The organism is Gimesia sp. (assembly GCF_048260065.1).
GTDB lineage: Bacteria > Planctomycetota > Planctomycetia > Planctomycetales > Planctomycetaceae > Gimesia.
In genome coordinates this window covers 132767-148319 of the sequence record NZ_JBLXHC010000016.1, presented here as the reverse complement: position 1 = coordinate 148319, position 15553 = coordinate 132767, and the positions used below count along the sequence as shown (strand labels likewise).

The 15553-nt window shown below is 50.9% G+C and carries 10 protein-coding genes; 5 read left to right on the top strand and 5 right to left on the bottom strand.

Going from position 1 to position 15553, the window contains the following annotated elements:
- Positions 1-3: 3 nt before the first annotated feature.
- The 3 genes from ACN0YN_RS24915 to ACN0YN_RS24905 all read right to left on the bottom strand — a co-directional run bounded on the left by ACN0YN_RS24915 (position 4) and on the right by ACN0YN_RS24905 (position 2829).
- The gene (locus ACN0YN_RS24915) at positions 4-1254 is read right to left on the bottom strand and encodes a RimK family alpha-L-glutamate ligase (RefSeq protein WP_417387743.1); all 1251 of its coding nucleotides are present in this window, start codon (positions 1252-1254) and stop codon (positions 4-6) included.
- A gap of 42 nt (positions 1255-1296) precedes the next feature.
- Positions 1297-1788 carry an ATP-dependent zinc protease gene (locus tag ACN0YN_RS24910; protein WP_417387742.1) on the bottom strand — a complete coding sequence of 164 codons (492 nt, stop codon included), beginning with the start codon at positions 1786-1788 and terminating at the stop codon, positions 1297-1299.
- A 300-nt stretch (positions 1789-2088) separates the two neighbouring features.
- Positions 2089-2829: a PDZ domain-containing protein gene (locus ACN0YN_RS24905; RefSeq protein ID WP_417387741.1), complete on the bottom strand. Its 741-nt coding sequence runs from the start codon at positions 2827-2829 to the stop codon at positions 2089-2091.
- Positions 2830-3188: 359 nt separating this feature from the next.
- Between ACN0YN_RS24905 and ACN0YN_RS24900 the strand changes: the two genes are divergently transcribed.
- Positions 3189-4859 carry an arylsulfatase gene (locus tag ACN0YN_RS24900; protein ID WP_417387740.1) on the top strand — a complete coding sequence of 557 codons (1671 nt, stop codon included), beginning with the start codon at positions 3189-3191 and terminating at the stop codon, positions 4857-4859.
- Positions 4860-4946: 87 nt separating this feature from the next.
- Here ACN0YN_RS24900 and ACN0YN_RS24895 read toward each other — a convergent pair whose 3' ends face one another.
- Entirely contained in the window at positions 4947-6740 is a 1794-nt protein-coding gene (locus ACN0YN_RS24895; protein ID WP_417387739.1) for a protocadherin, read from the bottom strand.
- A gap of 63 nt (positions 6741-6803) precedes the next feature.
- Positions 6804-7772, bottom strand: coding sequence for a YybH family protein (locus ACN0YN_RS24890; RefSeq protein ID WP_417387738.1), 969 nt, complete (start codon positions 7770-7772; stop codon positions 6804-6806).
- Between the two features lie 358 nt (positions 7773-8130).
- On the opposite strand from ACN0YN_RS24890, the gene mprF reads away from it, so the two are divergent.
- The 4 genes from mprF (at position 8131) to ACN0YN_RS24870 (ending at position 15441) form a co-directional block, all read left to right on the top strand.
- Positions 8131-10677, top strand: coding sequence for a bifunctional lysylphosphatidylglycerol flippase/synthetase MprF (mprF, locus tag ACN0YN_RS24885; protein WP_417387737.1), 2547 nt, complete (start codon positions 8131-8133; stop codon positions 10675-10677).
- A gap of 3 nt (positions 10678-10680) precedes the next feature.
- A complete protein-coding gene (locus tag ACN0YN_RS24880) occupies positions 10681-12741 on the top strand; it encodes a glycogen debranching protein (protein WP_417387736.1) in 2061 nt (686 codons plus the stop codon).
- 270 nt (positions 12742-13011) lie between these two features.
- Positions 13012-14289, top strand: a complete 1278-nt coding sequence (locus ACN0YN_RS24875; protein ID WP_417387735.1) for an FAD-dependent oxidoreductase — start codon at positions 13012-13014, stop codon at positions 14287-14289.
- Between the two features lie 135 nt (positions 14290-14424).
- Positions 14425-15441, top strand: coding sequence for a prenyltransferase/squalene oxidase repeat-containing protein (locus ACN0YN_RS24870; RefSeq protein WP_417387734.1), 1017 nt, complete (start codon positions 14425-14427; stop codon positions 15439-15441).
- The last annotated feature ends 112 nt before the right edge of the window (positions 15442-15553 follow it).

Sequence of the window (15553 nt, the reverse complement as noted above, 5' to 3'; positions counted from 1 at the left end):
TCGTCAATCCCTTCCCGACCGCGCTGATTCGGCGGTCTCCTTGACGGCGTCAGTCAGGACTTCGACAGCCACGGGCAAATCTGGCAGATCCTGAACTTTGGGACGACGTTTTCGGCGAGTTTTCGAAGGAACCAGATCGCGCATCAGTTCCAGCTTACCAAAACAGAGTAATCGATCGTGTGATTCCAGTTTCCGATCGGAACGGGGGTTGGGAATCACCGTTGTACCACGATAGAGGGTCAAAACGTTAATATCTTTGTCACGCAGTCCAGATTCATTAATGGCTTTCCCCACATATTCTGAACCTTCCGGAATATGGATTTCAGTCACCCCGTATCCGCGACTGACGGTAAGCCGCTGTCGGAGATCGATCTCAGGAAAGTCGACTTGAGCCGAAATGTAATCGACGATCGCACCGGCGATATCGAGCTGGGTGCATTTCTCAATTCCTTCCAAGCCAGGCGAAGAATTGACTTCCATGATCTGTGGCCCATTTTTCCCTTCCAGCATGTCAACGCCGGCAACCCGCAGACCCATAATCTGCGCTGCGCGAACCGCTGTTTTACAATAGGTTTCATCAAGGATGACTGGTTCCGTCAGGCCGCCACGATGCACATTGCTGCGGAACTCCTGCCCCTGCGCTACGCGCCGCATTGCTGCGACTACCCGGTCTCCGACGACGAAGGCGCGGATGTCCCGCCCCTTGCTTTCGGCGACAAATTTCTGAATCAAAACGTTCTGCTTCTGGTTTTGCAGGAGTTCGATAATGGCTTCCGCTGATTTTACAGATTCGGCCAGGAGCACTCCGATCCCCTGAGTCCCTTCCAGAAGTTTGATCACTACAGGTGCGCCTCCTACACGCTCAATGGCGGGCAAGACGTCTTTTTTATCACGGACAAACGTTGTTTGCGGAATCCCGATCTGATGCCGACTCAGAATTTGCAGACTGCGAAGTTTATCACGAGAATTGGTAATGCCGGAAGAAGAATTCGCGCAGAAAATATCCATCTGCTCGAACTGCCGGACCACGGCTGTACCAAAATAGGTAATGGAGGCTCCGATTCGAGGGAGGACTGCGTCATAATCAGAAATCGACTTCTGGCGGAAATAGAGATCTGGTTCCGCCTGTTTGAGGTCGATGGCAAATTTGAGTGTATTCAAAACTTTGATCTGAAAACCACGTTGCTCTGCCGCTTCCCGCAGACGCCGCGTGCTGTAACACCTGGGGCTGCATGAAAGAATTGCAAGTTTCATGAAATATCCTTTTGTCGCCTGAACGGTTATCGTTTAATTCATCTAAACCGGTTTTGGCCTTTTAATCTGTTGCGGCTTCCCACCATAGTAAGACTGTCCGGCGTCGACTAAAAAACGTCGACGAAATGCTTCACGACCGAGCAGCATTCGGAAGCCCATTTCATCTCGATTGGCGAGCGTTAATTCAACTGGCCAGCTGACTCCCAGCAATTCAATATTCGTGACGATGACGGGCCGCAGACTCGCCTTTCCACTGGAACTGCGCACAGAACGGAATTCAAAAATCGGTGCTTCAGCGACAATCACCTCGCGCGTTTTCCGTTGCACGGGATGGACCTTAAAACGAATCCATTTTTCATTGTCTCGCTCGAACTGATGTAAATCATAAGCATGCAGAGACGACGACCTCGCGCCAGTATCTACTTTTGCTTTAATACTCTCAATTCCCAGCCCCGGCAGACTGATCCACTCTCGCCAACCTATAACTGGCAGACCAGTTTTCCGTTTTTTTTCCTTCTGCAGTGCTCTTGTCACGTTTGCTGCATGGCCTCCTTTGCTCTCATTGAAGTCAGAGATTTCCAGTTTACATCAAAATAACGTGTTATTCCAGTTCTGCAACCTGATTTCACTGATTCTCTTACTGATTACAGCTCCTTATTCCTCACGATAGCCTGCTACGAATGGGATTCAGTTCATGGTTTCTCACGCAGATCACTTCAGATTGACATCATTAAGGCACGCCAGCATATTGCCTGTAAACTCCATAAAAAAACAGGCGACACCGTCATACGGTATCGCCTGTCTGGTAGAAAAATCTGAATGCTTGACTTCGCATTATTTCATCGGAGTCGTTCCGAAATCCATGGGGACCGATGGATCCAGTTTGGGAGCATATTCATAAGGAGCAGCGTATTGATACTGCAGTGGTGCTTTAGGATTGACGAGATATTCATCATCGTTTCCAAAATTAGCAGCGGAAGGATACTGAGGGGTAAACGTCCGTGGAGGATTCCCCTGAGCGGGAGCGTTGATCCGTTCTGACCAGCCCAGTGTGACATCAACGGTGCTGACGGCTCCCTGTTCTCCTACCTGGATGACAGAAAGCTTGACGTCCTGACCTGGTTGAGCTTTGGCTAACAGCGAATTCAACTGACGAACGGAAGCCAGACGATGACTGCCGAATGACAGAATAATGTCGTACTTCATTAAGCCTGCCTGATCTGCGGGAGATCCGGGAGCAACGTGCATAATCACAACTCCGTAGCCTGGATTTCCATCGAGATTGGTGCCAACACCGGTCCACCAGTCGGGTGCCCCGTTGGTCAAATGGGCAGCCAATGGCCCGGAAGCATCTGTGCAAACCACGCCCAGTGTGGCCTTATAGTACTTCGCATAATGCTGATCCAGACGGGCTTTGTGAGCATCACTCATCAAAGCAGCGTACTTCTGACGCGCAGTAGAAGCGGCTTGTTTTTTGGCAGGTGCTTCTTGAGCCTGAGATTCGTAATTCACCACCAAAAAGAGTGTGAGAAGACAAAGCAAGCCCTTGCTCGTTATAGACTTCTGCAGTTTCATCTTTGTAACCCTTTATCTCAAAATATGTACACGACACATGATATTTCTGGCTGCGGAGCTTCTCTTATCAAGGCAATCCAACAACTGCCGCACTCAACGCATTTACCCTATCCTAGCTTACGCATATATCTTGTCAAACACGGAAATCGAAATCTGATGATTATTTGCAACATCATCACAAACCCTTTCTCAGCCCAAAACAGGCTCAAATAGAAATCTGAGACTCCTTCTGGAACCAGCACTACAGAGCGTGTAAGCTGCATGATCAAACCGCAGTTCTGACAGAAAACGGGAACCCGGTAACACAAACTGCCCTGCTCTCATGACAGCCAGGCCTCACTGAAAAGAGAACACTTACTATGACACTTCCAGCGCTCCCCTCATTTCGTTTCTGGTTTCTCTGTTCCCTGTTCGCACTCATGAATTGCCTCTGCTGGTCTGAGCAAAGCTGGAGTGCCGAGCGGAAGCCTAATATCCTGCTGATTGTTGCCGACGATCTGGGTTACAGTGACCTGGGATGTTTCGGTGGTGAAATCAAAACGCCCCACCTGGATGCTCTGGCTGCCCGGGGTGTGCGACTGACTCAGTTTTATAATACGGGTCGCTGCTGTCCGTCGCGTGGAACGATCATGACCGGTCAGTATCCACATCGGATCGGGCTGGGACATATGACACGTAATCTGAACCAGCGCGGGTATCAGGGACACATCTCTGACGAGGCCATTACTGTCGCCCAGATCCTGCAACAGGGAGGCTATCGCACATTCCTCTCCGGGAAATGGCATCTGGGAACCGAAGATCCGACCAAGCTTGGTTTCGAACAATTCTACGGCACTCTGGTCAGCGCCAAAACGTTCTGGGACGTGAATCACTTCACCAGGCTCCCCGCTTCCCAGGCAACTCACACCTACCCCAGGGGTGAATTCTACGGCACTGATGCACTCGGCGATTATGCGATCGATTTTCTGCGTATGGGGAGACATAACCCGGAACAACCCTGGTTTCTATACCTTGCTTTCAACGCGCCCCATTTTCCTCTGCATGCCCCCAAAGAAGAAATTCGCAAGTACGCTGATCGCTACCATGTGGGCTGGGATCAAATCCGCGAAGAACGACTGGCACGTATGAAGAAAATGGGGATCGTGCCGCCGGAGACGAAGCTTTCTCCCCGTTCACGATACTGGGACTGGGGTGAAGCAGAAGCCCGTGTGAATCCTGCCTGGGATTCACTACCCACCGATCGCCGGGAAGATCTGGCGCGACGCATGGCAATTTTCGCCGCGATGGTGGATCGTATGGATCAGAATATCGGACGTGTCCTGACCAGCCTTAAGCAGAACAATGAGCTGGAGAATACGCTGATTATTTTCACTTCCGACAACGGTGCCTGTGCAGAATGGGATCCCTTCGGGTTTGATATCCGGTCCAGCCGAAATAATACCCTCTACTGGGGAGATCAACTTGAAAAGATGGGAGGCCCGGATACCCATCACAGTGTCGGTTCCGGCTGGGCGAACGCTTCGAATACTCCCTGGAGACTTTACAAGCACTATAACCACGAAGGGGGGATTGCTTCGCCTGGCATCGTACACTGGCCTGCACAGATCAAACAGCAGGGAGCCATTGTTTCCACGCCCGCCCATATTATCGATATTGTCCCCACCCTGCTGACGGCGGCGCAAATCATCTACCCTGCCGAGTGGAATGGCGTAAAAACACTTCCCCTGCCTGGACAGAGTCTCCTGATCCCCATCAATCATTTCCCCCAGCAGGAACGCACACTTTATTTTGAACACCAGGGGAACCGGGCCATCCGGGAAGGTCGCTGGAAACTCTCGGCGCTGCGCGGTGGTCCGTGGGAGTTGTATGATATTTCCGTGGATCGTACAGAACTGAATGATCTGGCAGCAAAGCATCCGGAGACCGTAAAGCAACTCGACCAGAAGTGGCAGACCTGGGCTGAAGCCAATTTTGTACTCCCCTTTCCGGAAGACTATCGCATTGATTACCTGGCACCTTTAAAAAAATAAAGTGGCCTGCAGAAACGAAAACAGAGCTGGCCAGAAATGACCAGCTCTGTGAAAGAGCACTCGTCAGGTTTTTAATTTCCACTGTGATTACTCACTGGCGGAAGTGCCTGATGATTTATCTTTATCCTTCTGAGTAATACGAACCATGAGCCATTGCTGGGTCTCATCTTTCCCGATATGCACCAGCAGTGGTGCTTCGTCTTTGGTCAGGTTATAGATGCCTGTGTCATAGACGGTATTTTTATCATCACCCACCGTCCAGGCCGCTCGTTGCGTTTTCTTATCGACGGAGCCTTCAATCTGCTGGGTTTTATTGGTTTTCGTATCAGTATAATTGCCTCGAATGATACCTTGGGCATCGACGGCCAGTTCCACAACGGAATCAGATTTTGTCTGCCCGCTCGGGGAGAGGGCGAACACGCCAAGAGGCATCCAGTTTTTCTGATCGCTGACATCAGCAGACGCGCCTTGCGAAGCCAGCTGACTGGCCTGCTGAGTGTATTCTTCTGAGGTACCAACATCCTGGTTGTTCACGTAGACGCTGTTATCCTGGTAGACCACATTATTACCGTAGTCATAATAGAGCGGCTGTGCATTGGCCAATGTCAGCCAGGCCATCATCGAGTCCCAGGTGCAGACACTCCAGGCATAACCAGCCGGCCAGCCGGGAACATACCAGACGCCTGGATGAGCAGCATACCAGCCGGGGTAGTACATCCCGTATCCAACAAATCCACCGCGAATCACGGCACCATGATAGTAACGGGTTGAAGGTGGAACGTGCACAAAGCCTGCAGCATAACCTCCATTCGGACCACGAATCACACCACCAGCGGTTCCTCCACCCCCGGGTCCGCGGACAACTCCACCGGCGGCCTTTCCACCATTGGGACCGACCACACGACCGCCGGCCGCACTGCCACCATCCGGGCCGACCACACGTCCTCCCGCTGCTGTTCCACCGTTGGGACCAACGGCTCTGCCACCAGCGGCTGATCCGCCATTCGGGCCAACAACGCGTCCCCCGGTCGCAGAACCGCCGTTCTTCCCGTCAATCGTGCCACCGGCTGCGTGGCCACCATCAGGACCAATGGCGCCACCACCGGTGATGGTATTTCCGCGAGGCCCCGTATAAGTACCACCGCCTGCGACCCCACCATTAGGACCATGATAAATATTTCCGGAACCGGATCCGGAGCTGATCGATCGGTTGATCGTATCGCGTCCGGTAAAATCCTGCACATAAGGATGAGAATTGGTCACCGCATTGTGCCCGGCGTCAGAAGGCAGACCCAGAAAATTACTGAGCCCCTGCTGAGTCGGACGATTATTGAAATTCATATCGCCAACATTCAGTGAGCCCGAATTCCGGAAGCCCCGGTCTCCATTGCCGCCTAACTGGTTCAAATTACCCCGGTCAAAATTATTTCCTCGAGATTGATCAAATGAACGTGCCTGGTTCATAAAATTGGAATCAAATCCACTCTTATCATTGAAGCGACTGGGAGTATCAAATCGACTGCCGTAATTGGCAAAGCGGCTCCCATCAAAACCACCTCTACCGCCCAGATTTCCGCCTGCACCATTCAGACCGTTACCGCCAAAATCGCGACCACCTCCATCAAGTCCACCGCCACCAGCACCGCGGAAACCGCCACCACCGTCGAAGCCTCCGCCGCCACCAAAACCACCTCCGCCGAAACCACCACCTCCGCCTCCGCGAAAGTTGCCTCCACCTCCGAAGCCACCGCCTCCTCCGAATCCGCCTCCACCACCGCGGAAACCACCTCCACCAAACCCGCCACGAGCCCAGGTTTGCGAAAGTTCAGGATTACAAAAGCAGACTGCTGTTACAGCGATCAATGTGATGAATAATCTCATATCTAATATCCCCAAATCCAGAATGATTTCTATTTTATTTTAACGAGCGTTCGTCCCTGGAAGCTAATCTCGTTTGGAGACGACTTCGAGTGCATCTGGTTGTTCAACACCATTGACAAACCGATTCACTGACTGCCAGCGACAACCATTTTTATCGATTTTGGTCACAATGTTATTAGCACTCGTGAGCATGCCGTTCGCCATGACACCGCGAGATTCAATTGCCCAGCCAGCTTCGACAGGCATCCAGATCCCAATGGCATGACTCCCATCAGTGTTGAAGGTCCATGACATGATATCGCCACTCAGTGGATCGATACCGATGATCTGAACCCCCAGCTGTTGCGTTTTTTTACCAGCACTGGCGCTAAACGTTCTTTCGATAAATTTCTTTCCCGGCAACCAGCGATAAACGGTCTTCAATGTGACGCCTTCATCTTCTGTGGTCCAGGTTCCAATCAACCATTCCAGATCCTTTAAGTTGATTTGAGAAACTGAAGGCGAGATCGCCGTCTCTTTGACACTGGCCACCTTCCACTTCCCATTCTGCTTCACATGAGTCGCGGTGTACTGGCTGAATGCAGGTGGAGCTTCGGGAACAGTCACAACCGTCCGTCCCTCTTCGATTGCCAGACTATCACCGATTTCGCGTACCGCGTCGACCGAGATCTGGATTTTCGCATCTTTGTTGTTTTTGAAGTATTCCGTATACATTTTCTGAATTTCAGGTCGGCCCACCAGACGTCTTCCGCCGCTTTCGATGTATTCTCCCTCGGGAGCCCAGAAACTGGCGATTTTCTCGGCATTCCCTGTATCAAAAGCCTGTTTAAACATCTCTGCCACTTTTTTGACAGCGGCTTCCGCTCCGGACTGAGTTGGCTTAGCCTGAGGTTCTGCTACCTCCGGTTCACCACTCGCAGTGAGTGGGGTCCTCTGAAACTGTGCCTGCAAAGCAGAGCTGTCCAACATAAAAAACAATGAGAAAGCAGATACGGTGAGACCAGATCGGGTCAATCGCTGTAAAAGATTCATTCAGACATCTTTCAGATATGGTGTGAAATTCGCTTGCGTTGTGAGAGAGTCGACAGACTGCTCCAGAAGCCACAGCCCGTGCTTTTATTCTATTCCTGTCTATTCAATATTGCACGTATAATTTATGATCTGTTTCAGAAAATTCATGAGCTGTTTAACCTAACGGAATCAACATTTAATCGACTACCTGATTCTCTAATGATTACCTGACGAATTCGAAACATTGTTGACGAATTTATTCCATGACTGTTCTCTTTCTCACTGATAACAGTCAGGATATCAATCCTGCAGACACCCATCAGTGAACCCGAATTTGTTACTTCAGAGCCTTCAGCACTTTTGTTATTAAGAATCATTGATGCTTCATCGTCTTAAACAACTTGCTCCCCTGGCTGTCATTGCAGTTTTCATGGGAGCAATCTGGCTGCTGTCGCGGGAATTGAAGCATTACAACATTCATGATATTCGTAATGCCATTTCCCATATCCCGGCCTGGCGACTCTGGGCGGCCGGCGGGCTGACGGTTCTGAATTACCTGGTTCTGATCGGATATGACTATCTCGCCGTCCGTGCGATACAGCATCCACTCCCCCTGGGAAAAATCTCGCTCGCTTCGTTTACCGGTTTTGTCACCAGCTATAACTTCGGTGCCGTTCTGGGAGGCACTTCGGTCCGCTATCGCCTCTATTCCGCCTGGGGACTATCCGCGGTTGAAATTCTGCAACTGGTCATCATGCTGGGTACCACCTACTGGATTGGTGTGTTTGCCTTAGCTGGAATCATCTTCATTTCTCACCCGTTTCCGATCCCTGCCTCTCTCCACTTTCCCTTTGATAACGTGCAGCCTGTTGGATATATCCTGCTGGTTGTGGCCGCCTGTTACACTTCGTTGACTTTGATTCGAACGAAACCGATCAACGTCAAAGGAATCGAACTAAAGCTTCCCGGCACGGGGATGACAGTACTGCAACTGGCAGTCTCTGCCATCGATCTGATTCTGGTTGCGTTCATTCTATACACGCTGCTGGCTCCCGATCTGACCATTGGTTACGGTGAGTTTCTGGGAATCTTCCTGATGGCCACCGTAACGGTCGTGCTGTCGCATGTCCCCGGGGGTGTGGGTGTTTTTGAACTGGTAATGCTGACGCTACTGGCATCCCCCGATTCGGGAAAAATTCTCGCCTGCCTGCTGGTCTTTCGAGTCATTTATTATCTGATCCCCCTGTTTGCTGCAGTCATCCTGCTCGGCCTGCATGAACTGTCTCTCAATCGAGGCCTGGCATCACGTGTGATCCAGGAAACGAGCCGCTGGTCGTCAGCCATTACCCCAATGATTCTCTCCGGATGCACCTTACTGGCGGGAGCCGTACTGCTGTTTTCCGGAGCAACACCAATCGTCACAGCCCGCATCGGGCACCTGCAGCAAACACTCCCCCTGCCACTGATTGAAGTTTCTCATTTTCTGGGAAGCTTAGCGGGCGCAGCTCTGCTCGTTCTGGCCCGGGGGCTGCAGCGCAGACTGGACTCAGCCTGGTGGCTGATTACCGGCTTCTTAAGCGTGGGCATCGTTGCCTCACTGATGAAAGGCTTTGATTTTGAAGAAGCAATTCTGTTGAGTGTGCTGCTGTTCGCGTTACTCATCAGTCGCAAACAGTATTATCGAAAGGGAGCTTTAATCCATGCCCGTTTCAGTCTGGGCTGGGCAGCGACCATTTTGACAATCGTAATCTGTTCTATCTGGCTGGGCATGTTTGCCTATCGACATGTCGAATACTCGAACGAACTCTGGTGGGCTTTTACGATCAAAGGGGATGCATCCCGTTTTCTAAGAGGCAGTGTCGGTGCGATTGCTGTCATCCTGCTGTTTGCATTATCCAGACTGGTTGCAGCTCACAAACCTCGTTCCCTGCCACCAACGCCCGCTGAAATGGAGTCAGTAAAACGACTGGTTGAAGCGTCACCCCAGACTTCAACTCAACTGGCATTACTGGGCGATAAATCTCTGCTGTTCAATGACCAGCAGACAGCCTGCATCATGTATGGCGTACAAAAACGATCCTGGATTTCGCTCGGCGATCCGATCGGGGCGGAAGCGGAACGGAGTGAACTGATCTGGCAGTTCCGCGAACTGGTTGACCGCTATGATGGTTGGCCCGTCTTTTATCAGGTTAAACCGGAGAATCTCTCGCTTTATCTGGATCAGGGACTGACGATCCTCAAGCTGGGAGAAGAAGCCCGCGTCCCCCTGAATTCGTTTGACCTGCAAGGCGGTAAGCGTCGCAAATTGAGACAGGGCATCAATCATTGTGAAGCGGCAGAGTGTGAGTTTTCCCTGGTTCCCCGGGAAGGTGTACCGGAAATACTGGGTGAGCTCAGACAGATCTCTGATGCCTGGCTCCAGGCGAAAGCGATCAGTGAAAAAGGCTTTTCGCTCGGTTATTTCGATGAAGCCTACCTGATGCAGTTCCCGATCGCCGTCGTCAGACAGCAGAAAAATATTATTGCGTTTGCCAATGTACTGGAGGGGGCAGGCAAAGACGAACTCTCAGCTGATCTAATGCGGCATATTCCCGACTCTCCTCCAGGGGTCATGGAATACCTGTTTGCAGAGTTACTTCTCTGGGGCCGGCAGGAAGGTTATCAGTGGTTTAATTTCGGAATGGCGCCCCTGTCCGGCATCGAAAATCGCCCCCTGTCCCCTGTCTGGAACCGGGCTGCCAATTTAATATTTCGTTATGGCGATCACTTCTATGGCTTTGAGGGCTTAAGAAGTTATAAAGAGAAATTTGATCCCGTCTGGACTCCCAAATACCTGGCATCACCGGGCGGAATGGCACTGCCTCAAATATTGTCTGATGTTGTAGCGATCATCGCAAAGAACCAGTCAAATTCAAATCGGACTTAAGACATGGACCACTGGGATAAAATTGAAGGTTCTCCTGTGCATTTAGGGGAGACCTGGGTTCCTTCTGAATACGCTTATAATTTTGCCATCTATTCCAAACATGCAGAGCAGGTCTCACTGCTCTTTTTTGCTGAAGACGATCTGTATCACCCGGTTCATGTTTTTCACTTTGATCCACACCGCAATAAAACGGCTGAAATCTGGCACTGTCGCATCCCGGCTGCGAAAATCCGACCTGCCAAATACTATGCTTACCAGATGGATGGTCCTTCTCCTGAAGGCCCGTATGACTGGCATGCCTTTGACCCGGAAAAGCTGCTGTTTGACCCTTACTCACGAAACATCTTCTTCCCACCCGACTTTGACAGACAGGCTGCCTGTCATCCAGGCAGTAATATGGGCCGGGCTCCTTTGTCGGTTCTGCAGTCCATCGAATGTGCGTTCAACTGGGACGATGATCAACCGGTTCACCATACCTCTAATTTGATTATCTACGAAATGCACGTGAGGGGATTTACCAAACGGGATAACTCCGGTGTGACGGAAAATGCCCGGGGAACCTTTGCAGGTGTCATCGAAAAAATCCCTTACCTGCAGGAACTGGGGATTACGGCCGTCGAACTGCTGCCCGTTTATCAGTTCGATACGCTTGACGGCAATTACTGGGGATACATGCCTCTCGGATTCTTTGCCCCTCACGATGGATACTGCAGGTCGGAAGAGACCTGTGAACGACATATTGAATTTTGCGAAATGGTCAAGGCACTGCATCAGGCAGGAATCGAGGTCATTATCGATGTCGTTTACAATCATACGGGTGAAGGCAACCAGTGTGGCCCCACCTACAGCTTCAAAGGCATCGATAATACGACTTACTACATTTTAACAGACAACCCCGAAGACCCCTTCGCGAATTATTCGGGCGCGGGCAATACACTGCATACAGCGAACCGGGCCGTCCGTAAAATGATCGTCGACAGTCTGCATTACTGGGTCAATGAAATGCACGTGGACGGATTTCGTTTTGACCTGGCCAGCGTGCTCACCAGAAAAGAAGACGGCAGCATTGAAGACTCGAACCCGACGACACTCGGGCAGATCGGTTCCGACTCTTCCCTGGCAGGCAAACGGTTCATTGCCGAACCCTGGGACGCAGGAGGAGCCTTTCAACTGGGATCACGTTTTCCCGGACACCGCTGGATGCAGTGGAATGCTGCCTACCGGGATACGCTGCAAAAATTTGTCAGGGGTGATGCGGGACAGGTGGCAGACCTGATGACGCGTCTGTACGGCAGTTGCGATCTCTTTCCAGATGACTGCCTGCATGCTCTCAGACCCTACCAGAGTATTAACTATATCAGCTCTCATGACGGATTCTCCCTGTATGATATGGTCTCATTCAACCAGAAGCGAAACTGGGAGAACGGCCAGCACAACGAGGATGGGACTCACGATTACAGCTGGAATTGTGGCTGGGAAGGAATTGACGCCCCCGAGGAAATTATCCAGTTGAGAAAACAGCAGGTTAAAAACTTTTTCACCCTCCTGATGGTTTCTAACGGCACACCCATGTTTCGCATGGGTGATGAATTTCTGCAGACCCAGGAAGGAAACAACAACCCCTATAATCAAGATAACGAAACCAGCTGGCTGGACTGGAGTCGCCTGGAAACCAACCAGGATATGTTTCGCTTTGTGAAACATTTGATTGCATTTCGCAAAGCTCATTCTTCCTTGTGCCGGTCTCATTTCTGGCGTGAGGAGATCAAATGGTACGGTGTCACGCGCTATGTAGACCTGCATCCCTCATCCAGAACACTGGCTTTCTGCCTGCACGGTAGTGCAGAACAGGACGCAGATATCTACGTTATGATCAATGCCGCTGCCAATACCTGCTGTTTTGGAATCCATGAAGGGACTCCGAGAGAATGGAAACGAGTCGTAGATACCGCACAGTCCAGTCCGGATGATATTCTGGAACCAGACAACCTGGGTTCCATTACGAAAGACACTTACGATGTCCAGGCACACTCAGTGGTAGTACTGATCAGACAAACCGGTTAAAATGAATAGTGTGCTGAATTCATCAGACGGGTCCTCTGTAATATAGACTGGAGGGAACACAATGGATGGAATCACTGGTGTCTTTGGAGGAGTCATGATCGTATTCGTCATCGTGATTTTTTCACACCGACTCCGAAAACCGAAATCCAATCCGGAAAAGAGCGAACAAACGGATTCATCTTGAAACATCATTTGAAGATTCCTATGCTGCGGAATCGCGCTCCCGATACTCAGATTCATCAACGTCAGTCTTACAGGAGGTAACACGCTGTGAGTGAATCCCGCCCCCCTCTCCACGGATCTCAAATTCGAACACGGTGCTGCATTGTCGGGGGTGGCCCTGCCGGCCTCTTTCTGGGTTACCTGCTGGCCCGGGCAGGCGTTGAAGTCATTGTGCTCGAAAAACACAAAGACTTTTTGCGTGATTTTCGTGGCGACACGATCCACCCGTCCACGCTGCAGTTATTATATGAACTGGGACTGTTAGATGAGTTTCTCAGTATCGCGGACAAACATTTTGACTCGCTGAATCTGAACTTTGAAGGTCAGCAGATCTCAGGCCCTTACTTCACTCATCTGCCTACCGAATGCAAATTCATTACATTTGCCCCCCAGTGGGACTTTCTGAATATGCTCGCCCGTCATGCGAGTGAATACCCTAACTTCCAGCTGCATCTGCAGGCCGAAGCCAAACATCTGATCTATGACGGATCGCATGTCATCGGCGTGAAGGTGAATGGACTGGATGGGGAATACGAAATCTTTTCCGATCTCGTTGTCGGTGCCGATGGTCGAGGCTCACAGATGCGCATTGACGCCGGAGTCGAAGTGATCGAAAAGGGAATTCCCATCGATGTTCTCTGGTTTCGCGTGGGAAAACAGGGAGACATTGATGACAACACCCTGGCGCGTATCAAAGACGGTCGTATGCTGATCACGATCGACCGCGGAGACTATTTCCAGGCAGGACTGATTATTCATAAAGGTTTCTTTGACGAAATCAAGCAGGAAGGTCTGGACGTGTTCCGCAAGCGAATTCTGGATATTCTCCCCGATCTGGGGGAAGGAGTGGCACAAATCGACAGCTGGGATAAAGTCCGACTCCTGACAGTCCAACTGAATCATATCAACAACTGGGCACAGCCAGGCCTGTTACTGATTGGCGATGCCGCCCATGCCATGTCGCCTGTCGGCGGCGTCGGGGTCAATCTGGCAGTACAGGATGCGGTCGCCACTGCGAATCTACTGGCAGATAAACTGTACGAGGGGGTGGTGACACTGGCTGATCTGCAAGAGGTTCAAAACCGCCGGGAACGCCCCGCATTGAAAACGCAACGTATGCAGGTCTTTGCGCACCAGCGACTGTTTGGTGGACACACGGCTCCTGGGAAACCGGTCTCCATTTCCTGGGTATTCAGAAAGTTTGCCAGCTTATTAGCTCCGATTCTTAAGCGGACCGCAGGTAAACTGATCGGTCTGGGCTTTCTGCCGGAACATATCCAGACCCCGGAACGGGCAGCGAAAAAAAGCACTCCCATCTCCCCTTGAGACTCAGAGACCGGTTCGTATTTTAAAAAAGAAAAGATTCTGCCCTTTTGATTCCCCTACTGTTAAAATGAATTCTGGTCTGGATCAGTTTTTTCCAGATCAGATTTATTGAAACACAGTACCAGGAAAAGCGGCATGGATAGAATCTGTTTCAGCTGTTCGATTCTGACTCTGGCATTGTGTGTCCCCATCTCATTACTGGCGGGTGAACAGGTTGAGCACACGGCTCAGGTCAGGAGTGCAATTCAGAAATCGATTCCCCTGATCGAAACAGCATCCGCGGGATCGGCACGCGAACGAAAATGCTTCACCTGCCACAATCAGGCCCTGGCAGTTCTGGTTCTGGATGAAGCCCGCCAGCGGGGATTCAAAATCGATCAGGCAAATTTTCAGCGACAGATAGATCATACCACAAAACATCTGAAACGCGGGCTGGAAAATTATCGCGCCGGTAAGGGACAGGGAGGCGGCCCCGATACGGCCAGCTATGCATTGTGGACACTCGAACTGGCAGGTCAAAAACCGGATGACGTGACGACTGCTGTCACAGGATATCTGCTGGAACGTGACAAGGGGCGCACACACTGGACCCGAAATTCCACAAGACCTCCTTCCATGTCTTCGGACACCAATACCAACTATTTCGTCATCAGGGCTCTACAGATATATGGCAGTGAAGCTCAACAGCCCGAAATCACAGCCCGCATCGCGAAAGCCAAACAGTGGCTGCTTGATCTGAAACCGGCTTCGACAGAAGAACGTGTCTTTCAGTTACGCTGTTTCCAGATCCTCGGTATCGACGAGCCGATTCAGCAAACTTCCGTAGACCAGTTATTGAAACTGCAAAACAGAGACGGCGGCTGGTCTCAACTGCCCGAGATGAAAAGTGATGCCTATGCAACGGGAACGGTCCTGGTTGCACTGTTACGATCTCACCTGATTGATGTCGACCAACCCGCGATCAGAAAAGGGATTCAATACCTGATCGACACTCAACAGGACGATGGTTCCTGGCATGTGATCAGCCATGCAAAACCGTTTCAAACTTATTTTGAAACCGGTTTTCCCTATGGAAAAGATCAGTTTATTTCGGTCACAGGCAGCAGTTGGGCCACAGTGGCTCTGTTACTCACCCTGCCTGAAGTAAACTAAAAACCACAATTCCCATTCCGTTAATGTCGGCCAATCTGATATAACCTCAACCAGCCTGCTGCCCGTTAAAAAAACGGAAGTGAATGGCGACTTAATCCCCTAATACTTCAGA